Source organism: Paenarthrobacter sp. AR 02 (genome assembly GCF_021538675.1).
Classification (GTDB): Bacteria; Actinomycetota; Actinomycetes; order Actinomycetales; family Micrococcaceae; genus Arthrobacter.
Genome location: NZ_JAJUKH010000002.1, coordinates 103322 through 122134, shown reverse-complemented (window position 1 = coordinate 122134; position 18813 = coordinate 103322). Strand labels below are relative to the sequence as shown.

Here is an 18813-nt window from a genome sequence, read left to right as displayed (position 1 = left end):
GCGGTTAATGTCCAGCAACTTTACGATTCCTAGTGAAGCTCTCCGCCCTTAAGGTTTGCCCCTGGTCCAGGCAATCCGGCGGCCAGCCGTCGGCAGTGGGGGTGATCCCGCAGCCAGGGAGCCGATGGTTCGAAGGCCTAGAAAAATCTGAGCATTTTCATCCAGAGGATTCCCCATGCGTAAAGCCCTCCTGGTCCTTTCCGCGATCGTCCTGCTGTCAGCACTCGCACAGTTACTGTTCGCCGGTTACTTCCATTTCCAAAACACCATCGAAGCCCAGCATGAAGCGGGCGTCTACCACGTGATGAACGGCCAATACGTGCTGCGTTACGGCGCGCTCCTGGCCGCCATCGTCGCCGCCATCGCCCGGGCCGGATCCCGGACCATCTGGCTGGCCGCAGGGATCTTCCTGCTCAGCTGGGTCCAGTTGTTCATCTTCATCATCGGAGGCATGCTGACTGGTTCGTCCGAAGATTTCATCACCCCTGCCGGCTCGTGGGTGGCCGCCATCCATCCTTTGACCGGCGTCCTGATAATTTTCATGTCCTACTGGCTCTTCAGGCGTGCCCGCGCGGTGGCCTTGAACCCACAGCCGCTTCCGCCCAAGGCTGCAGCCCCGGATGCATCAGCGTCTCCCAGCACTGCCTGACCAGCGGCAGCTGTGAACACCTCGCAGCTGCTGGCCGTGGACCTGGTGTTGTCCATCCTCGCGGCCGGCGCCTGGGTCGCCGCCGCGTGGATGACAAGTGCCGCGACCACTGATCGGAAGCAAGCTCCACCCCACGCGACCGATCTGGCCCTCTTACTCCTGAGCGTGGCCGCCGCTGCGACGGTGGCCCGCTATGCCTTGCTACCCGCTTTGGCGGCCGGCAGTTGGTGGTTTGCCAGTGAGCGCATAACCATCAGCTTGCCTCTGACCGCCATCCCCGCGGCTTGGGCCGCGATGGCCGGTGTTCCGTATTTGCTGAGGAAGCGGAACACCGGCTCCACCACTTACGGGCGGGCCGGCTGGTTGCGGTCCCGTGAAGGAGTTGTCCTTGCCCTGGTCGCTGCGGCCGCGGCGTCCGTGGCATCGCTGGCCTTATCGCTCGTAGTAGGTCCGTTCCCCGCCCCATGGACTGTGGTTGTCCTCCTGTTTTTGGTGGGCGGCACGGTGGTTCTTGCCAGGCTTTCGCTACGGGAAGCCGGGCGTCCCGGGCGCAGTTCCCCAGGGACAGTCCCGCGCGCCCACAAGCGTCCGACGGCGGCTGCGGCAGTTGCCGCCCTCATGGCCTGTACCGCTTTGGGCTCTGGAGCTTTTGCCTGGCTGGGCAGCCGGTCCGCCGACGGCGCAGCAATCCCTGCCGCCGTCGGACATCACGGCCGACCGGACAGGTACGTGCAGGCAAAGCCCACCCAAGTGACGGATCTGCTGGGCACCGTGCCGGCGGACGCCGTGGTCCGGCATTATGAGCTGACAGCACGCGTGGAACAGGTGACGCTGCCCTCGGGCCAGAGGGTGGAAGCCTGGACCTTCGGGAGCGTCCCGGGGCCGGCGCTGGAAGCCCAGCTGGGCGAGGTCATGGAGGTGGAACTCAAGAACCGTGACATCGCCGCGGGCGTTACCCTGCATTGGCACGGCTACGACGTTCCCAACGCCATGGACGGAGTAGCCGGGGCCACCCAGGACGCCGTCATGCCGGGACATTCCATGACATACCGCTTCCAGGCCAAGCAGGCCGGCACGTACTGGTACCACACGCACCAGGATTCAGCCGAGGGAGTCCGCAAGGGCCTCTACGGCACATTCGTCGTGCACGACCCCGCAACGCCCCGTGCCGGGACGGACCTTGTGGTGGCTGCGCACGACCTCGGCGGTCTGGGGTTGCTGGGCTCCTCAGACCGCATCAGTGCCCACCCGGCTACACCCGGCTCCGCGGTGCGGGTGAGGCTGGTCAACACTGATTCGCTGCCGCAGCGTTACTGGGTGGACGGCGCCGCATTCCGGGTAGTCGCCGTGGACGGAATGGAGGTGAACCAGCCGGGCGAAGTGACCGGCAAACTCCTCAGGCTGGGTTCCGGTGGCAGGCTGGACATCGACTTCACGATGCCGGCCGCACCGGTAACCGTGCGTTCGGACTCCGCAGCAGGAGCCGCCGTCGTCATTGCCCCACCCGGTTCCGCAGCCTTGGCCGAAGCTTCGGCCGCTGCTTCAAGTGCGGCCCCGGACAAAGCGCCGGCGGGTATCTTCGCCACCACTCCTGCGCTGGACCTCCTGGCCTATGGCAAACCCGTAGCCGGTTCCGGTTCGGCGCAGCCGAGGGTTACCCGGGAAGAAGTAATGGTCCTTGACCGGCAATTCCGTTTTGTCGATGGTATTCCGCGATTTGCCTTCACCGTCAACGGTGCGGCCTACCCCTTGGTCCCCTCCATTGACGTGTCTCTCGGCGACACCGTGAAGGTGACGGTGGTGAACCGCACCGCCGAACCACATCCGATGCATCCGCACGGGCACCATGTGCAGGTCCTGAGCCGGAACGGCGTGGCCCCGACGGGCTCGCCGCTGCTGCTGGACACCGTGGACGTACAGCCTGGCGAGGTCTGGGAACTGCTGCTGCACGCCGACAATCCGGGCATCTGGATGGACCACTGCCACAACCTGGATCACGCGGCGGAAGGGATGATGATGCTCCTGAAGTATCAGGGGGTGTCATCGCCTTTCATGCACGGGGGCCACGCCCACAACAGGCCGGAGTGACGGACGCGCAATAGGGGTTAGGCGACCATTCGGCTGGTGGCCGAGATGCTGACGTGGTCCACCACGGCCCAGCACTCTTCATCGCGGAGTTGGGCACTGGCGAAGCGTTCGGCTGCGGCGAGGTCCTGGAAATCCTCGCGGCGGACATGGCCGGTGTCGGTGTCCAGGTATGTCACGTGGAACTCGACGTCGTCCCTGTCGCGGAGTTGGTGGACAGTGTTGGAAGCTGCTGTGGTGGGAGCTGCTGTGTTTGCCATGTTTTAAGTGTGGAACGGGGCACTGACATTATTGGAAGCATCAGCGGGCGTGTCCGGTTTTAGGGACATTCATGGCCTCCTCAAATACTGGGCAGAAACGTCCCGCACAGTCTCGCTGAGAACGTCCAGCACCCTCGATGCCGTGCGCCACCGTTGCCAGTAAAGCGGAACATCGAACGGCCTGTCCGGTGCCAGCTCAACCAGCCGGCCGTCCGCAATGTCCGGCCCGCACTGCACTTCTGGGATCAGCCCCCAGCCAAGGCCCAGGCGGATGGCGTCGCCAAAATCGTGCGAGGCCGGAACGAAATGGCGGGGACCCCGGCGCTCGGGCACGCTCCCTGCCTCAGCCCACGACTGCACGAAAGCCCACTGATAGGTGTCCTTGCGATCGAAGTCGACCGTAGGGGCAGCGTTCAGCGACACCCCGTTGATGCCCTTCGGAAAATCAGGGAACCATCGCGCCACGTACTGCGGCGCAGCAACGGGAAGGTATCGCATGACCCCCAGGCTCTCGACGCGGCATCCTTGCACTGGTTCAGGCGTGGCCGTGACTGCCGCCATGACTGTCCCGGACCGCAACAGCGACGTCGAATGCTGTTCGTCATCCCGATGGAGGTCAAACGTCACGTTCAGCTCCTGCGGTACCTTCACCAGCGCCTGCAGGAACCAGACGGCCAGCGAATCCGCGTTGACGACGATCGGCACGGCGAGTTCCGCTCCCTCCGAGCCCAAACCGAGTTCCCTGCCCGCGTCGGCCTCGAGCTGCGCCACCTGGCGCGCCAGCCGCAAGACCACCTCTCCGGCTTCCGTTGCCTGAACGGGGTTGCTTCTCCTTAGCAGCACACGCCCCGCCGCCTGCTCGAGCGCCTTGAGCCGCTGGGACACTGCCGACGGCGTGACATGGAGTTGGCGCGCGGCCGCATCCAGGGTTCCCTCCGAGAGGACGGTGGCGAACGTGAGTAGCTGTTCGGATGGAAATTGGAACATTAGAACAGCTTATGCGGCATCAAAATACTTAGCTGTTCTAATGGTTAACACATCCGTAGTTTCGAAGAGTGACTATTACTGATATCTCCCACTCCGCAGGCCTTGGCCTCGCCACAGGCCTGGCCCTCATCGTCGCGATCGGGGCACAGAATGCGTTCGTGCTTCGCCAAGGGATCCGTGGCGAACACATAGGTCCGATCGTCGCGGTATGCGCCCTCTCCGACGCCGTCCTCATCGCTGCCGGCGTTCTGGGCATCGGCGCCCTGGTCACTGCCGCGCCGGCCGCCGTCGTCGTCCTCCGCTATGTGGGCGCAGCGTTCCTGGTGACCTATGGCCTGATGGCCGCACGACGGGCCTTTCGCCCCCAGTCGCTGACAAGCGACGGCCCGGACGACGGCGGTGCGAGGCGCGGCCTGGCGGGCGCCGTCGCCACCGTCCTGGCACTGACCTGGCTGAACCCGCACGTCTATCTGGATATTGCCTTGATCGGCTCCCTGGCCAGCGCGCAAGGGACTCCCCTGCAATGGTGGTTCGGCGCCGGGGCAATGCTGGGCAGCATTCTTTGGTTCTGCTCGCTGGGATTCGGTGCGCGGTACCTTCGTGGCTTCTTTTCGAGGCCCCGCTCCTGGCGGATCCTGGACGGCGGGATCGCCGTGACCATGGTGGCACTGGGAGCGGGCCTGGTCCTCGGCGCATGATGCCGTCCGTGGACTTCCCGCGCAGTTTGCTCACATGCAGCATTCAGAAAACTCCCAGTTACTGGGAGGATCATGGGTGGCATGAAAAAGAACGGTCCCGAAGCCAAGCTTCTTGTGGTTGATGACGAACCCAACATTCGTGAGCTGCTGTCCACGTCGCTGCGTTTCGCAGGATTCGAGGTAGTGGCTGCTTCCAACGGTCGCGAAGCCCTTGCTGCGGCCGATCTCCACGCGCCGGACCTGGCCGTCCTGGACGTCATGCTGCCGGATATGGACGGATTTACCGTGACCCGGCGCCTCCGCGCCGCCGGCAAGCATTTCCCCGTCCTGTTCCTCACAGCGAAGGACGACACCGAGGACAAAGTCACGGGCCTCACCGTGGGCGGCGATGACTATGTCACCAAGCCTTTCAGCCTCGACGAGGTAGTGGCCCGTATCCGGGCCGTCCTCCGCCGTACCCAGCCGCTCGAAGACGACGACGCCGTTATCCGCGTCGACGACCTCGAACTCGACGACGACGCCCACGAGGTCCGTCGCGGCGGAACCGTCATCGAGCTGTCCCCCACGGAGTTCAAGCTCCTGCGCTACCTCATGCTCAATCCCAACCGGGTCCTTTCCAAGGCGCAGATCCTGGACCACGTGTGGGAGTACGACTTCAACGGCGATGCCTCAATTGTTGAGTCGTACATTTCGTACCTGCGCCGCAAGGTGGACATCGATCCCGACGCCGCCGCCCTCATCCAGACCAAGCGCGGCGTGGGCTACGTGCTGCGGACGGCTGAGAAGCGCTGACCTTGCTGCAACGCTGGAAGTCGGCCTCACTGAGGTCGCAGCTCGTCGCCATCATCATGGGTCTGCTCCTGCTGGCCCTGGCAGCGACGGGCTCGGGAACCCTGACCCTGGTCAAGAGCTACCTGCAGGGCCAGGTGGACGACAAGCTCAAGGCTGCAGTTGCCTTGGCGCAGGACCGCCAATCCTTTGACAAGTTGTCTGAACCCAACACTGCCGTTCCCACGGACTACTCCCTGACGCTCTATGTGCCGGGACTGGACCCCTACCCCTTTGGTGGGAACCAGAGCGACCGTCCGGCGATCGCCAACATCACCGCTGCAGAAGCCAAATTGCGCGGCAATGCGCCCTTCCAGGTGAAGGGCACCGCGGGGACCAACTGGCGGGTTGTCGCCGTTGGCGTGATCGCCAACGGGCAGAACGGCGTGGTGATCATCGGCCTGCCGCTGACCCCGGTGGACAAAGTGATGGAGCACGCCGTCCTTGTGGTGGTCGGCGTCGGCCTTTTGACGCTGGTACTGGCCTTCTTCATTGCCACGTGGACCGTGGCCCGGTCCTTCAGGCCCTTGGCCAAAGTGGAAAAGACGGCTGCGGCCATTGCGGCCGGCGACTTGTCCCGCCGTGTTGAAATCGATAATCCACATACCGAAGTGGGCCGCCTCGGCGGATCGCTGAACGCCATGCTGGCGCACATTGAGGCGTCGTTCGCAGCCCGGGCTGCTTCTGAGGGGCGGATGCGGCGCTTTGCGGCCGACGCCTCCCACGAACTGCGCACGCCCTTGGTCACCATCCGGGGCTTCTCGGAGCTCTACAGGCATGGTGCCCTGACCACGGAAGAAGATGTGGCCATGGCCATGGGCCGGATCGAAAGCGAAGCCAAACGGATGGGCTCCATGGTCGAAGACCTGTTGCTGCTGGCCAGGCTGGACGAGCAGCGGCCGCTGCAGCTCAAGCCCGTGGACCTGCACCTCCTGGCCCACGACGCCATGGTGGACACCAAAGCTTCCTCGGGCGACCGGACCATCACCCTGACAGGACTCGACGGCGGCTCCCCCGCCCCTGCCCCCGTGCAAGGTGACGAGGCCAAGCTCCGGCAGGTCATTGGGAACCTGGTGGGCAATGCCCTGCGATATACGCCGGAAGGCAGCCCGATCGAGCTTGCCGTTGGTGTCCGGAACACGCCCGCTGGCGCCGAGTCGGTCATCGAGATCCGTGATCATGGACCGGGAATTCCGGAAGACGAGACCAACAAGATCTTCGAACGCTTCTACCGCGCTGACACCTCGCGCACCCGCGAGACGGGTGGCAGCGGCCTTGGCCTGGCGATTGTGGCTGCCATCGTGGGCTCGCACGGCGGAAGCGTCCGTGTTTCAGAGACCGACGGCGGCGGCGCCACTTTGGTGGTCAGCCTCCCCTTCCACGAGGAACCCGCCGAGCTTCTCTCTACGTAGTACCCACTTTCGACGCCGTTTTCCACATAGCGGCAGACGTTCGTTCCGCGGTTGAAGCCTGCTGCCTAGGCTCGATGGTGTGGCCCACACTTACCGCCGCACCATGCGGAACACCTTCGTCGAAAGGCACAACCATGTCCGTCATCTCCGTCGATACCGAGATGCTCCAGCTCAAGTCCGACAATGTCCGGGGAACTATTGACCGCATCAGTTCGGACGTTCACGCCATGAAGCGCGGGCTTGAGGAACTTCAGGCAACATGGAAAGGAACTGCGGCCGCGAACTTTCAGTCCCTGGTCCTGGAATGGTCCCTGACGCAAAGCAAGGTGGAGGCATCGTTGGCTTCCATCACCGTGGCATTGTCCACCGCGGCCTCAAACTACGCCGAAGTCGAGCAGGGCAACACCCAGCGGTTCACCTACTAGGAACCGCCAGCCCGCCGGCACAGTCCCGTGTACTCCTGCGGGGCCGGATGTCTTCCCCTGAACTATCCGGCCCTGCAGGTCACGCCGCCCCTGGTTTGTCTTGGGTTGGCGTCGCTGTCTCTATGGCTCCAAGGTGCCCTGGTGGAACCTCAGCCGCCATTGGCCGCGGTCCAACATCCAGATCGAGCTGCGAAGCGCAGAGCCCGCGTGGGCGTAACTGCGGTAGTTCAGCAGAATGGTGGTTTCATTGAGGCGGTCGGCGGTGAGGAGCTCCAGCTCTCCCGGTTCGCCCGGGTCCTCTTCCAGCGCCATCATCATGGCATCCCGCGTCCAAAACCGGCCTGAACTGCCAATCTCCGCGAAGTCCGGGTGGAGCAGAACTCCAATCCTGCCAATGTCCGCCCTCACATCGGGCCTCAGCAGTTCCCGTTCCAAGGCAAGGACCGTGTCTTCCGGCGAGAGCTCCGGGGCCGCTGCGTCACCTTCCAGTTCACTGAAAAGGTCTGCTTGGCCGAAGATGCCTGACTCGCCGAAGAGCGTCGGCTCAAAGTGCGGCCGGGGGCTCCTGGGCGGCGCCGCAGCGGTGGTCGCCGCGGAAACCGTCGCGGTGGCGGCCCTGCCGGCGGTGACCGTCGCAGAGCTTGCTGCAGTCCCCATCGAGGTGGTTCCCGAGGTCCCGGAACCTGCGGTTACAGTTTCATCTTTGGCCCCGGGGAACCCTGGTCCAACCCGCGGTGCGACGCCCTGTTGATACGCCACGGCGACAGCCCGGGCACGCTCATCCGCGGCTTCGTTCAGATCGTGTCCTGCGTGGCCCTTGACCCATTCGAAAGTGTATTTGCGGCCAACGATCGCCTGATCGATGTCCTTGAGGAGATCGACGTTGAGCACCGCCTTGCCGTCCGCCTTACGCCAGCCTTTGCGCTTCCAGCCCGGCATCCATTTGGTGATGCAGTTGATGACGTACTGGCTATCGCACAGGATCAGCAGTTCCTCGTGGGCAACATGGGCCGTGGAGCGGAAAAGATCCAGGACTGCCATGAGTTCGCCCTGGTTGTTGGTGCCGTGGGGCCAACCTCCTGCGTGCCAACAGGAATCGTCAACGTACCAGGCCCAACCGGCCGGCCCAGGATTACCGAGGGCGGACCCGTCGGCGGCAGCAGTAATCGTCATACCGTTAATCCTGCCAGAACCCACGGACACTAAAACCGTGGTAGGCAGCAAAACGGCGGCCCCCTCCAGTTGGTGGGGACCGCCGTCGTTAGCTCTGAAACGAAATGTTCAGCGAGGGGGGCTTAGAAGCCGCCCATGCCGCCCATGTCGTCGCCGCCCGGAGCCGGAGCGTTCTTCTCGGGCTTGTCAGCCACTACGGCCTCGGTGGTCAGGAACAGACCAGCGATGGAAGCAGCGTTCTGGAGAGCCGAGCGGGTGACCTTTACGGGGTCGTTGACGCCGGCAGCCAGGAGGTCTTCGTAGACGCCCGTGGCAGCGTTCAGGCCGTGGCCGGAAGGCAGGCCGCGAACCTTGTCGACGACAACGCCCGGCTCGAGGCCAGCGTTGAACGCGATCTGCTTCAGCGGAGCGTCGATGGCAACCTTGACGATGTTGGCACCGGTTGCCTCGTCACCCTGCAGGGTGAGGTTGGCGAATGCCTTGGCGCCTGCCTGGATGAGGGCTACGCCACCACCGGCAACGATGCCTTCTTCAACAGCAGCCTTGGCGTTGCGGACTGCGTCCTCAATGCGGTGCTTGCGTTCCTTGAGCTCAACTTCGGTTGCGGCACCGGCCTTGATGACTGCAACGCCACCGGCCAGCTTGGCCAGGCGCTCCTGCAGCTTCTCGCGGTCGTAGTCGGAGTCGGAGTTTTCGATCTCGGCGCGGATCTGGGCCACGCGGCCAGCGATCTGCTCGGCGTCGCCGGCACCTTCAACGATGGTGGTCTCGTCCTTGGTGACAACAACCTTGCGGGCGGTGCCGAGGAGTTCGAGGCCGGCGTTTTCGAGCTTGAGGCCAACTTCTTCGGAGATGACCTGGCCACCGGTGAGGATGGCGATGTCGGCCAGCTGGGCCTTGCGGCGGTCACCGAAGCCCGGAGCCTTGACGGCGACGGACTTGAAGGTGCCACGGATCTTGTTGACGATCAGGGTGGCCAGGGCCTCGCCCTCGATGTCTTCGGCGATGATCAGCAGCGGCTTGTTGGACTGCATGACCTTCTCCAGAACCGTGACGAGTTCCTTCACGTTGGAGATCTTGGAGTTGACGATCAGGATGTACGGGTCTTCGAGGACCGTTTCCTGGCGCTCTGCGTCGGTGACGAAGTAAGCGGAGATGTAGCCCTTGTCGAAGCGCATGCCCTCGGTGAGCTCGAGCTCCAGGCCGAAGGTGTTGGATTCCTCGACCGTGATGACGCCTTCCTTGCCCACCTTGTCCAGGGCTTCGGCGATCAGGCCGCCGATTTCCTGGTCACCGGCGGAGATGGAAGCCGTGGCTGCGATCTCTTCCTTGGTTTCGATTTCCTTGGCGGAAGCCAGCAGTTCGTTGATGACTGCTTCAACAGCCTTCTCGATGCCGCGCTTGAGGGACAGCGGGTCGGCGCCGGCGGCAACGTTGCGCAGGCCTTCCTTCACCAGTGCCTGGGCGAGGACGGTTGCAGTGGTGGTACCGTCGCCAGCGACGTCATCCGTCTTCTTGGCAACTTCCTTGACCAGTTCTGCACCGATCTTCTCGTAAGGGTCGTCCAGTTCGATCTCCTTGGCGATGGAAACACCATCGTTGGTGATCGTGGGGGCGCCCCACTTCTTTTCGAGGACGACGTTGCGTCCACGCGGGCCGAGGGTGACCTTGACGGCGTCAGCGAGGGTGTTCAGGCCCCGCTCGAGGCCGCGGCGTGCCTCTTCATCAAATGCAATGATCTTGGCCATAACGGCGGTAGTCCTTTCGGGACAGTCGATAAGAAGGTACCTGTCAGATGCGGTGCCCGCGACGGACGGTTCTTTGCTTGCGGCCTATGTACGCCCCGCGCTCCAAACCTCACCACACCAAGGTTGTTCTTGATCCTCCAGCGGCACGCCAGCCATCCGGGACCGGCGTCAACCGATCCGCACTTAGCAGTCGAACCGTAGGAGTGCTAAATCAATAATTAGCACTCGACCGGGGAGAGTGCAAGCAGGAAAGCGTCAATGCGACAGAAAACCAAGGGTTTCAGCCATGAGCTGAGCCGGTCAGGCGTTGGCCTGCTCCAGGGCTAGGCGACGCGCACGCCTTCTGCCTGCGGCCCCTTCTGGCCTTCCCCCAATTCGAACTCCACCCGCTGACCCTCCTCGAGGGCCCGGAAGCCATCCATCTGGATGGCGGACCAGTGCACAAAAACGTCGTCGCCGGACTCATCCACAGTGATGAATCCGTAGCCCTTTTCGGCGTTGAACCATTTGACGGTTCCCAATGCCATGATGCCCACACTTTCGCAGTAGCCAAGACCGGTTGCCGGGATCTCCGTACCGGAATTAATCCACTGTAACCACAGTCACTCCTGCGGCGCTGCCGGTGGGCGGCAGTGCTTCGGTTTTGTTATTGATGCTTAACCGAGTTGGGGCTCAAAGGTGCTCCTACAGCGGTCCGCTACTGGTATCCGGGACCGGCAACAACCACCAGGGGCTGCTGGATTTCCGGGGACTCAACGATCGACTGAATACGCAGCAGGGTTCCCAACGCCTCAGCGTTGGCCTTCTGCGCAGGACTGTTGTAGAAGATCACGGAGGTCTGCTGCGGCAGGCCGCCCCAGTTCCCAACTGTGCTCAGCGTCCAGCCATCGCCCTGTACCAGGCCGGCCACCCGGCCTGCCAGGCCAGCCGTGCCAGCACCGTTGTAGACAGCCACGGGGATGGACTTGTCTACCGGAGCCGAGGACGGAGTAGCGGACGGAACGTTGGACGGTGACGCCTCGGGGCTCGGTTCACCCGAAGCCGTGGGAGCCGGTTCGCTGGGCGCCGCGGAAGGCGAGGCATCAGTCTGCTGGGGTGCCGGCGTCGAGACGTTCGAGGAGGCGCTGGGGCCCACCACGCCGAGGTTCGGAAGGATCAGGAAGGCCACCAGGCCCAGCACCAGAGCGACAGCTCCAACTGTGAGGACCGGCCACAAGGCAGGTCGGGCAGTCTCCTGGGCGTCGCGGTGGACGCCCTGGCGATTGGTGTTTTGCGGAACCTGGTCGAATTCATCCCTGGCAAATTTGGTCATGGTGAAGCGTTGTCCTTGCTGGTTGCTGCTGACAGATCAGCCTGGCGATTTACGCGTCGGACCCCAGGCGACGTGCCGTCCGCGCACGTTGGCGGGACGTACGTAGTCTACGCAATCTCTTGACGAGCATGGGATCGTGGGCCAACGCGTCCTCGGTATCGATCAGCGCGTTCAGGATCTGGTAGTAACGCGTAGCGGAGAGATCGAACAGCTCACGGATAGCCTGTTCCTTGGCGCCTGCGTACTTCCACCACTGCCGTTCAAGTGCCAGCATTTGCTGGTCGCGTTCACTCAGGGGCGATTCGCTGCGGGTTTCAGCCGCGAGGTCCTCGAGGGAAAAACCTGTCGCCTGCTGCGCCATCGGTTCCGGTGCTGGTTCCGCCACGGCATACTCCTTCGACGCTTGATGGGAAATTGTCCTACCCCTATGTTACGGGTGAATAACAACGCTGTCATTCGCCCCGCCTGGCAGGCGCGGGGGACAATGGCGTGATGACTGGCGAGGATGCACTGTTTGAACTTGAACCGGCAGGCGTAGCGGATAGCGACTTCGCGGAACTGATCGACCGTCCGCTGGAAGAGCTGATGGCGCCCGACTGGGCGGACGCCTTGTTGCCCGTGGAAGACCAACTCCGCGCCGCCCTCGCGTTCGTTGCCGGCCAGGCCGCCAAGGGGCGCCAGGTCCTGCCGGCAGCCGACAATCTCCTGCGCGCGTTCAAACAGCCGCTGGCTGACGTCAAAGTACTCATCCTCGGCCAGGACCCCTACCCAACCCCGGGACACGCCGTCGGCCTTTCCTTCGCTGTTTCAGGGAGTACGCGACCCATCCCGCGGAGCCTCGCCAATATCTACCGCGAGCTTCAGGACGACCTCGGCCTGCCACCTCGGGTCCATGGCAACTTGAGCGAATGGACCCGCCAGGGCGTGCTCCTGCTGAATCGTGTCCTCAGCGTCGAGGCGGGAAATGCCGGATCGCACCGCGGCAAAGGCTGGGAGGACATTACGACGGCGGCTGTCACCGCCGTCGCCGACCGAACCACCAGTACCGGGCAGCAACAGCCACTCGTCGCCATCCTGTGGGGGAAGGACGCTGAGGGTGTCGTGCCGCTGCTCAAGGGAGCGCCGTCGCTCGTGTCGGCCCATCCCAGTCCGTTGTCGGCGTCACGGGGCTTCTTTGGCTCCAAGCCGTTCAGCCGGGCTAACGAGCTTCTGGTCCAGCAGGGCGCCGGGCCGATCGACTGGGAGTTGCCGGTCCTCTAGCGCTCCTCCACCGAAGGCCGCGAAGCGGACGGAACGTGAGCGAGGGTCCGCGCGAAGCGGACGGAACGTGAGAGAGCGTCCGCCCCAAGCGGACGGAACGTGAGAGAGGGTTTGTAACGTTCGGCCCTATCCAGCAGACGTCCAGCGCACTAGCTTAGGCTTGCCTATATGGCCGCTCTCCCCGTCACCTCGTCCGCGACCCGCAACACCCGCCCCCAGGTCACCCTGACCGTGCTCAGGAAAGAACTCCTTTCCCCGCACATGGTGCGGATCGTGGCCGGCGGGCCGGGGTTCAGCGATTACGCAAACAACGACTACGTGGACCGCTACGTCAAGATCGTTTTTCCCCAGCCGGACGTCGACTACGACTTCCCGCTGGACCTCTGGACCATCCGCGAGACCATGCCGCGCGAGCAATGGCCGCACACCCGGACCTACACCATCCGCTGGGTCGACGTGGCGGCCCAGGAGCTGGCGATCGACTTTGTTGTCCATGGTGACGAGGGACTTGCCGGGCCGTGGGCTGCAGCAGCCGAACCAGGTGAAACACTGGTCTTTACGGGCCCCGGCGGTGGCTACAATCCCAACCCCGACGCCGACTGGTACCTTTTCGCGGGCGACGACGCCGCCATCCCAGCCGTTGCCGCCTGCGTGGAGGCACTGGCTCCTGACGCACGCGGCGTGGCTTACCTGGAGGTGGACAGTGAGGCGGACATCTTGCCTATCGCGGCACCTGCCGGCCTGGAACTGCGCTGGCTGCTGCGCGGCGGCGTGCCTGCCGGCTCCAGCGACCTCCTGCTCGAAGCCCTGAGGACCACCGAGTGGCTGACCGGCAGAGTGGACGTCTTCGCCCACGGCGAGCGGGGCTACATGAAGGGTCTTCGGGAGATCTTCTTCGTCCAGCGGGGCCTGGAACGTTCGCAGGTTTCCCTGTCCGGGTACTGGGCACAGGGGCGCGTCGAAGAGGTCTTCCAAGCCGAGAAGAAGCTCCCCGTAGGGAAGATCTAGCAAGCTCCAGCGCCCCTCAAAGGCTAGCGCCGACGCACCCTGCGGCGTTCGTTGCTGGACAGGCCCTTCGTCAGCGGCCTGGCCAGGTTGTCGCCGAGCACGATACCCGCGGCCACTCCCAGGACAATCGCTCCGGCGTTAAGCATCCCGCCGGCACCGGCCAGGAAGTCGCCCCCTTCAACGGTGAGGGCATACATCGAACGGAAGATCGTCAGGCCGGGCAGCAGGATCAAAGCCGCGGGCACAGCGACAACCAGCTGGGGAGCACCCAGCTTCAGGGCAACCACACGGGCCAGCAAACCGATGACCACCGCCGCGACAGCGGGCGACAAACGATCGCCGAGACCGGCTTGGCCGACCCCCCACAAAACGAAGAAGCCCACTATGCCGACTGCCGCCGTCGGAATCAGCAACCGCATCTGGGTTTGTTCCGTGACGCCGATGGCAACCACAGCGACGGCGATGAGGACGGCGCGCCCCCACAACGGATACGCGTCGGGGAATGTTTGCGTGACATCCAGGACAGCGCTGCCCATGAGGGTGCCCACCACGACGGCGACACCGATCCCTGCCACGATCGCCCCGAAGGTGAGCAGCGTGGAGAGGAACCGGCCCGCGGCGGTGACCGGGAAGCCGTTGATCGCATCCTGTACCGACGACACGAGCCTGCCCGTTGGGAGCAGCAGCAGGATTCCGCCCGCCACCACTATGGAGGGAGCGATGTCCACACCTGCCCAGCGGAGCATCAAGGCAATGAAGGTGACAAGAAACGCGCACGCCATGGTGTTGAAGAAGTCCGCCGTCCTCCACCTGGCCAGTTGACGGGAAAGCAGGCTGATCAGGATGTTGGAGCAGAAGGCCACCGCTGATGCGCCGAGCCCACCGCCCAAGACGCCAACGAAGACAGCTGCGAAGATACCGAACGCTATGGTCACCATCCATCGAGGGAAAGGCTTGGCGCTGCGGATAATTTCGTTCAACCGGCGCACGGCTTCGTCGCGGCCCACTCCCCCGGCCACAATGTCGGTGACCAGTTGGTGCACCTGCGCAAGGCCTGCGTAGTTGTTGGTCCAGGAGCGCACCACACGGAGGAGCGTGATGGGCGTCTGGTCCTTGGGCGCATAGTTGATGGCCACCGACTGGTTGGTGATGTCCACTTCAACGTTCTTCAGGCCCAGGGCAGCCGTGACGGCGATCATGCTCGTCTCGACTTCCAAAGCGCCGGCACCGTATCGGAACATGACCTCAGCCAGGTGCAAGGCAAAGTCGATGGTCTTGCGGGCGGATGCATCCACGCCCACTACCTGGATGGTGGGGTTGGCGTAGGGGCTGCCCGCCAGCCGGTCCACGATGTTCATGGGAGCCGTAGGTGGGCTGTCGCCTTGCACCAGGCGCATCAGCATGCGTTTGGCGTTGACGTTCTGCCGGACCTGCGAGGGCCGAAGCGGCTGGGTCTTGGGCAAGCCGTCCGTGTGCGGCCTGCTCGCTGACCCCTCGGGGCGTTCAGTCACGCGGTGATCCTCCCGTGCGCTTGTGTGATTAGTGGTTCCTCCGGAGCTTTCCTACAACCGGCAATTTCTCAAGTGGCAATCGTCCCAGTACTGTCTGGGCGGCGCCTGCAAGCTTTCTGGCCACGCGGTAGGCGTTGAACGTGAGCGGGTTCACCGGAGCCACGAAGTCGCCAATCAGCTGGACCACCTCGCCGCCAAACCCCTTCTTGAATTCATACCCACCGTGGCCGGTGTCGTCCTGGCCCTGGATGCCGAACGTGCCGTAGAAGTTGTACCGCGAGTACCCGTTGTTGAGGGCGTGGAGCATCATGCCCCAGTACAGGGACGTGGCGCCGTTGAAGTAGATGTAGTCCTGCACGGTGCCACCGATAACGCAGGTCAGTTCGTCGCCGGAGCACGCGAAGTGGATGGCCGCCACCGTGGCCACTCCCACGGAATCGGGGAAGCGCTCGATGTCCTTGAGGCTGCGCTCGTAGCTGTCCACGAGGTCCTGGACCACCTTGACGCGGTTGGCCTTCTTCTTGCTGCCGGTCTCCTCGACTTCACGTTTCAGTTCGGCCAGCGTCTTGGACTCGGCTTCGAGCCGCTCCGTGATGGACGCGCGGTACTCGGGGATGTTGATCTTGGCCATCATGAGCTTGGTGAACTCATCGGAGGTGTTCCGGAGCAGCTGCTCGTAGTACTCCCGCTCGCGGTACGTGAAGCCCTTCTCGTCGCCTGCGGTGCTCAGCGCTTTGTAGAAGTCATCGAGGGTCTCCAGCGTGGCCTGTTCCAGGTAGACGCCGTTCTTCTCGGCCTTCCGGATCGCCTTGCGGGTGCGGTAGTTCATGCCCATGATGAGCTCTTCGGAGTCCGCAAACCCGTCGAGCTGCTTGATGAACATCCAGTTGATATTGGCGAAGTTCATGTCGAAGCCCTGGTGCTTGAAACCGAGGCCCTCGAGTTCCTTCAACAGCGGCCGGTTGTCTTCGATCTCCGGGTGCTCGGCGCCGTCCTCGTCACGGGCGATGTAACGGACGTTCGGCGAAATGCGCAGTTCCGCCGCTTTCTTTGAGGCGGCATGCTTCTTCAACTGCTCGACGACGAAGCGAACCACTGCGGGGTCGCTGTAGTCCATCAGTGGTCCCTTGGCACAGTCCGCGGTTTTGTAGCCAAAACGGTTGGACGTGTAGACGAGCTTTCCCGCAGCAATGAGACTGCCGGCGCGGGTTACGCCAAAGAGCTCGACTTCCTGGCCACGGGCGCGTTGGAAGCGTGTCAGGTCCATGGACTGGATGAAGCTCCCCTGTGGGTGTCCCTTGGCGAACGTCTCGAAATCAGCGTCACTGAGAATCACGAATTCCATGTCGGTTCCAGCCTCGATCGGAGTCAAAGAAATTACCTCACCTAGATTAGATTTGCGCCCGTTGGTGGCCGGGGCGGGCCTGTGGGTTGGCTTGCTGGCTTGGGTGTCCGTCAGTAGAACTGACCGCCGGTGCGCATGGTTTCGAGCCTTCTGAACACCTTCTCTGCGCCCTTGAGCCACAGCTTGTACCGGACAGGGCCCAGCACGAGGTCGTAGCAGCCCACAAAGTCCGTAACGGTCTTGGTGAAGCTCGTCTTGAACGATCCCAGGCCGTAGAGCGGGTGGCTCTTGTCCTTGATCCTGGCAGCGGGGGGTGTGCCGCAGAAGTCGTATTCCACGCAGCCGAGCTCCTGCATGCGCTGGATGGCTGCCCATTGGACCAAGTGCGAGTCGCCATACTGTTTACGGTTCTGCGTGGAACCGCCGTCCTTGTAGGTTGCTTTGGAACCGTAGTTGATGACGAAAGCGCCAACGCTTGGCGCGCCGTCCTCGTAGACGAAGAAGAAGTGTCCCTGGCCCCGGCTGCAAAACTCTTCCCAGAACGTGGCGTAGTACTCGTAGCTCCGCAGGGGCATGGCGCCTTTGGCGTTCATGGTGTTCTGCATCAGGGCGTAGAGCTTCTTGTAGCTGTCCTGGCCCGGCTCCGCTTCCACAACTTCGCAGCCTTCGCGCTCCGCCCTTCGGACAGCGTTGCGGGCCCGGGACGAGATGCTGCGCAGCACTTCGTTCGCCGGGGCGGAGATGTCCAACAAGGCCGTGGAATCGTTGGACTGGATATTCGGAGCCTTGACCAGGCCAGACGCCTTCAGCTTCGCGACCACCTCAGGTGACTCCACGACGTCGGGCTCGATCTTGATGCTGAAGACGTTCAGCTTCTGTTCCCGTGCCAACGCAGCTACCGCCCTGAGCATGGGCTCGATGTCATCCGCCGAGGCAGCATCCGGTCCCTTGATCAGGTACCAGAGCCGGCCGAGAACGGGGAACTTCTTCTCCAGCAGCAAGTTGTAGCTGGCGTACTCGGCGGTTTCCACCACTACGCGGCGGACCAGCCAGCCGTTGCCGTCCTTGACTGCGGCGTAGGCGTCCGACTGCAGCATGTTGCCGCCGTTCGGATTGGCCGTGACGTGCTTGTCCCAGTTATCGGTTTCCTCGGCGGTGGCAAAGCGGGCAGTAAATTCTCGCAAGGTGGCCGTGTCCAATCTCAGGGTTTTGGTGCAGTGTTCAAAGGCATGCGGACATGCAGCCCCAAGTCTATCGGGCCGGGAAAAATCCTCAGGTTCGCCCTAAAGCCTGATCTGATCCGTGCTTTCCAACTTAATGGCCTTCGGCGCTTTTCCGAGCTCCCGCTGGCTGCTGGACAGACGGTCCGCGCTGACCAACCGGCTCAGGCTGAGCCCTGTCAGATCCGCAATCTCCCCAATGGGCACCTGGAACGTCCGGAACGGCCCCAATGGCGGCGGTTCGCCTTCCAGGAGCCGCTGGTCGATGGCCCGTTTCAGCTCTACTTTGCCCAGGAGCGGCGACTGGTCCAGGACGAATCCCGCGGCCGCCAGTTTGGCATCACTGGTCCACGCAGCGATCTTCCAGAATTTCCGTGGAACCTGCACGCCCCTGTACGGGGGGTCGTCATCAAGCAAGACCGGCCCGGTAAACACGCTGAGCTTGGCATCGTAGGCGTCAGCGTGTTCCAGGACATGGTCCTCCAGCCCCACCCACAGTTCCTTGCCTTGGTTGAAGTCGTCAACCTGCGGCGCAGCATTGGTGAACACGAAGGTGTCCTGGTTGGCCTTTTTGGCGGTGGCAGGATCTCCCCACACCGGGTCCAGACGCCGCACCAGATGCCCGCGGTCAAACGCGTTGTTCTTGTAGACGTCCGGACCGGCCTGTTGCTCCCGGGGAATCCGGTCATCGAAGTGCCAGGTACCTTCCCGGGCCAGCGGGTTCAGTTCCTTGCCGTTGATGTTGACCCCCACGATCGCCGCGAGCTTCCGGGAAACCCGGAAACGCACGGAGAAGTGGATGTAGTCCAAAAGAGTCGTCGTCGCCGACGGACTGGGCAGCTCGAGACGTGCCCGCAAAAAATCCCTGTCGTATCCCCCGCTCATGGATACA

At 63.4% G+C, this 18813-nt stretch carries 19 protein-coding genes; 8 read left to right on the top strand and 11 right to left on the bottom strand.

Translation table 11 applies throughout. The features are described from left to right. Positions 1-175: 175 nt before the first annotated feature. The gene (locus tag LRQ04_RS06785) at positions 176-649 is read left to right on the top strand and encodes a hypothetical protein (protein ID WP_235518938.1); all 474 of its coding nucleotides are present in this window, start codon (positions 176-178) and stop codon (positions 647-649) included. 12 nt (positions 650-661) lie between these two features. Then, positions 662-2737: a multicopper oxidase family protein gene (locus LRQ04_RS06780; RefSeq protein ID WP_235518936.1), complete on the top strand. Its 2076-nt coding sequence runs from the start codon at positions 662-664 to the stop codon at positions 2735-2737. A gap of 17 nt (positions 2738-2754) precedes the next feature. On the opposite strand, the gene LRQ04_RS06775 is transcribed toward LRQ04_RS06780, so the two are convergent. Further along, positions 2755-2994, bottom strand: a complete 240-nt coding sequence (locus LRQ04_RS06775; RefSeq protein WP_235518934.1) for a hypothetical protein — start codon at positions 2992-2994, stop codon at positions 2755-2757. Between the two features lie 69 nt (positions 2995-3063). Further along, the gene (locus LRQ04_RS06770; RefSeq protein ID WP_235518932.1) at positions 3064-3981 is read right to left on the bottom strand and encodes a LysR family transcriptional regulator ArgP; all 918 of its coding nucleotides are present in this window, start codon (positions 3979-3981) and stop codon (positions 3064-3066) included. 68 nt (positions 3982-4049) lie between these two features. Between LRQ04_RS06770 and LRQ04_RS06765 the strand changes: the two genes are divergently transcribed. The 4 genes from LRQ04_RS06765 (at position 4050) to LRQ04_RS06750 (ending at position 7344) form a co-directional block, all read left to right on the top strand. Beyond that, positions 4050-4679, top strand: coding sequence for a LysE/ArgO family amino acid transporter (locus LRQ04_RS06765; RefSeq protein ID WP_235518930.1), 630 nt, complete (start codon positions 4050-4052; stop codon positions 4677-4679). Positions 4680-4760: 81 nt separating this feature from the next. After that, entirely contained in the window at positions 4761-5471 is a 711-nt protein-coding gene (locus tag LRQ04_RS06760) for a response regulator transcription factor (RefSeq protein ID WP_026543233.1), read from the top strand. Between the two features lie 2 nt (positions 5472-5473). Then, a complete protein-coding gene (locus LRQ04_RS06755) occupies positions 5474-6919 on the top strand; it encodes a HAMP domain-containing sensor histidine kinase (RefSeq protein WP_235518929.1) in 1446 nt (481 codons plus the stop codon). 134 nt (positions 6920-7053) lie between these two features. Continuing rightward, entirely contained in the window at positions 7054-7344 is a 291-nt protein-coding gene (locus LRQ04_RS06750) for a WXG100 family type VII secretion target (RefSeq protein ID WP_235518925.1), read from the top strand. A 120-nt stretch (positions 7345-7464) separates the two neighbouring features. Here LRQ04_RS06750 and LRQ04_RS06745 read toward each other — a convergent pair whose 3' ends face one another. The 5 genes from LRQ04_RS06745 to LRQ04_RS06725 form a co-directional block, all read right to left on the bottom strand. Then, complete coding sequence (locus tag LRQ04_RS06745; RefSeq protein WP_235518924.1) at positions 7465-8517, bottom strand: ribonuclease HI family protein; 1053 nt, start codon at positions 8515-8517, stop codon at positions 7465-7467. 122 nt (positions 8518-8639) lie between these two features. Further along, positions 8640-10265 (bottom strand): chaperonin GroEL, encoded by a 1626-nt coding sequence (gene groL / locus LRQ04_RS06740; protein WP_235518923.1) that lies wholly within the window; start codon positions 10263-10265, stop codon positions 8640-8642. Positions 10266-10588: 323 nt separating this feature from the next. Further along, positions 10589-10792 carry a cold-shock protein gene (locus LRQ04_RS06735; RefSeq protein ID WP_011773737.1) on the bottom strand — a complete coding sequence of 68 codons (204 nt, stop codon included), beginning with the start codon at positions 10790-10792 and terminating at the stop codon, positions 10589-10591. A gap of 170 nt (positions 10793-10962) precedes the next feature. Then, entirely contained in the window at positions 10963-11577 is a 615-nt protein-coding gene (locus tag LRQ04_RS06730; RefSeq protein ID WP_235518922.1) for a LytR C-terminal domain-containing protein, read from the bottom strand. Positions 11578-11626: 49 nt separating this feature from the next. Next, positions 11627-11962 (bottom strand): DUF3263 domain-containing protein, encoded by a 336-nt coding sequence (locus LRQ04_RS06725; protein ID WP_374198921.1) that lies wholly within the window; start codon positions 11960-11962, stop codon positions 11627-11629. A gap of 107 nt (positions 11963-12069) precedes the next feature. On the opposite strand from LRQ04_RS06725, the gene LRQ04_RS06720 reads away from it, so the two are divergent. Together LRQ04_RS06720 and LRQ04_RS06715 are read left to right on the top strand one after the other, a co-directional pair. Continuing rightward, complete coding sequence (locus LRQ04_RS06720; RefSeq protein ID WP_235518920.1) at positions 12070-12837, top strand: uracil-DNA glycosylase; 768 nt, start codon at positions 12070-12072, stop codon at positions 12835-12837. Positions 12838-13005: 168 nt separating this feature from the next. Next, entirely contained in the window at positions 13006-13845 is an 840-nt protein-coding gene (locus tag LRQ04_RS06715) for a siderophore-interacting protein (protein WP_235518917.1), read from the top strand. Between the two features lie 23 nt (positions 13846-13868). Here the strand turns inward: LRQ04_RS06715 and LRQ04_RS06710 are convergent, their stop codons facing one another. From LRQ04_RS06710 to LRQ04_RS06695, 4 genes are all read right to left on the bottom strand, one after another. After that, complete coding sequence (locus tag LRQ04_RS06710; RefSeq protein WP_235518916.1) at positions 13869-15356, bottom strand: threonine/serine exporter ThrE family protein; 1488 nt, start codon at positions 15354-15356, stop codon at positions 13869-13871. A gap of 28 nt (positions 15357-15384) precedes the next feature. Further along, a complete protein-coding gene (locus tag LRQ04_RS06705; protein WP_235518915.1) occupies positions 15385-16701 on the bottom strand; it encodes a peptidoglycan bridge formation glycyltransferase FemA/FemB family protein in 1317 nt (438 codons plus the stop codon). 110 nt (positions 16702-16811) lie between these two features. Continuing rightward, positions 16812-17900 carry a peptidoglycan bridge formation glycyltransferase FemA/FemB family protein gene (locus tag LRQ04_RS06700; protein WP_235518914.1) on the bottom strand — a complete coding sequence of 363 codons (1089 nt, stop codon included), beginning with the start codon at positions 17898-17900 and terminating at the stop codon, positions 16812-16814. Positions 17901-17984: 84 nt separating this feature from the next. Continuing rightward, a complete protein-coding gene (locus LRQ04_RS06695; protein WP_235518911.1) occupies positions 17985-18806 on the bottom strand; it encodes a DNA/RNA non-specific endonuclease in 822 nt (273 codons plus the stop codon). Positions 18807-18813: the final 7 nt, after the last annotated feature.

Coding starts and splice junctions, on each gene's coding strand:
- LRQ04_RS06785 (WP_235518938.1), top strand. CDS start 176: ATGCGTAAAGCCCTCCTGGTCCTTTCCGCGATCGTCCTGCTGTCAGCA.
- LRQ04_RS06775 (WP_235518934.1), bottom strand. CDS start 2,994: ATGGCAAACACAGCAGCTCCCACCACAGCAGCTTCCAACACTGTCCAC.
- LRQ04_RS06770 (WP_235518932.1), bottom strand. CDS start 3,981: ATGTTCCAATTTCCATCCGAACAGCTACTCACGTTCGCCACCGTCCTC.
- LRQ04_RS06760 (WP_026543233.1), top strand. CDS start 4,761: ATGAAAAAGAACGGTCCCGAAGCCAAGCTTCTTGTGGTTGATGACGAA.
- LRQ04_RS06750 (WP_235518925.1), top strand. CDS start 7,054: ATGTCCGTCATCTCCGTCGATACCGAGATGCTCCAGCTCAAGTCCGAC.
- LRQ04_RS06745 (WP_235518924.1), bottom strand. CDS start 8,517: ATGACGATTACTGCTGCCGCCGACGGGTCCGCCCTCGGTAATCCTGGG.
- groL (WP_235518923.1), bottom strand. CDS start 10,265: ATGGCCAAGATCATTGCATTTGATGAAGAGGCACGCCGCGGCCTCGAG.
- LRQ04_RS06735 (WP_011773737.1), bottom strand. CDS start 10,792: ATGGCATTGGGAACCGTCAAATGGTTCAACGCCGAAAAGGGCTACGGA.
- LRQ04_RS06730 (WP_235518922.1), bottom strand. CDS start 11,577: ATGACCAAATTTGCCAGGGATGAATTCGACCAGGTTCCGCAAAACACC.
- LRQ04_RS06720 (WP_235518920.1), top strand. CDS start 12,070: ATGACTGGCGAGGATGCACTGTTTGAACTTGAACCGGCAGGCGTAGCG.
- LRQ04_RS06715 (WP_235518917.1), top strand. CDS start 13,006: ATGGCCGCTCTCCCCGTCACCTCGTCCGCGACCCGCAACACCCGCCCC.
- LRQ04_RS06705 (WP_235518915.1), bottom strand. CDS start 16,701: ATGGAATTCGTGATTCTCAGTGACGCTGATTTCGAGACGTTCGCCAAG.
- LRQ04_RS06695 (WP_235518911.1), bottom strand. CDS start 18,806: ATGAGCGGGGGATACGACAGGGATTTTTTGCGGGCACGTCTCGAGCTG.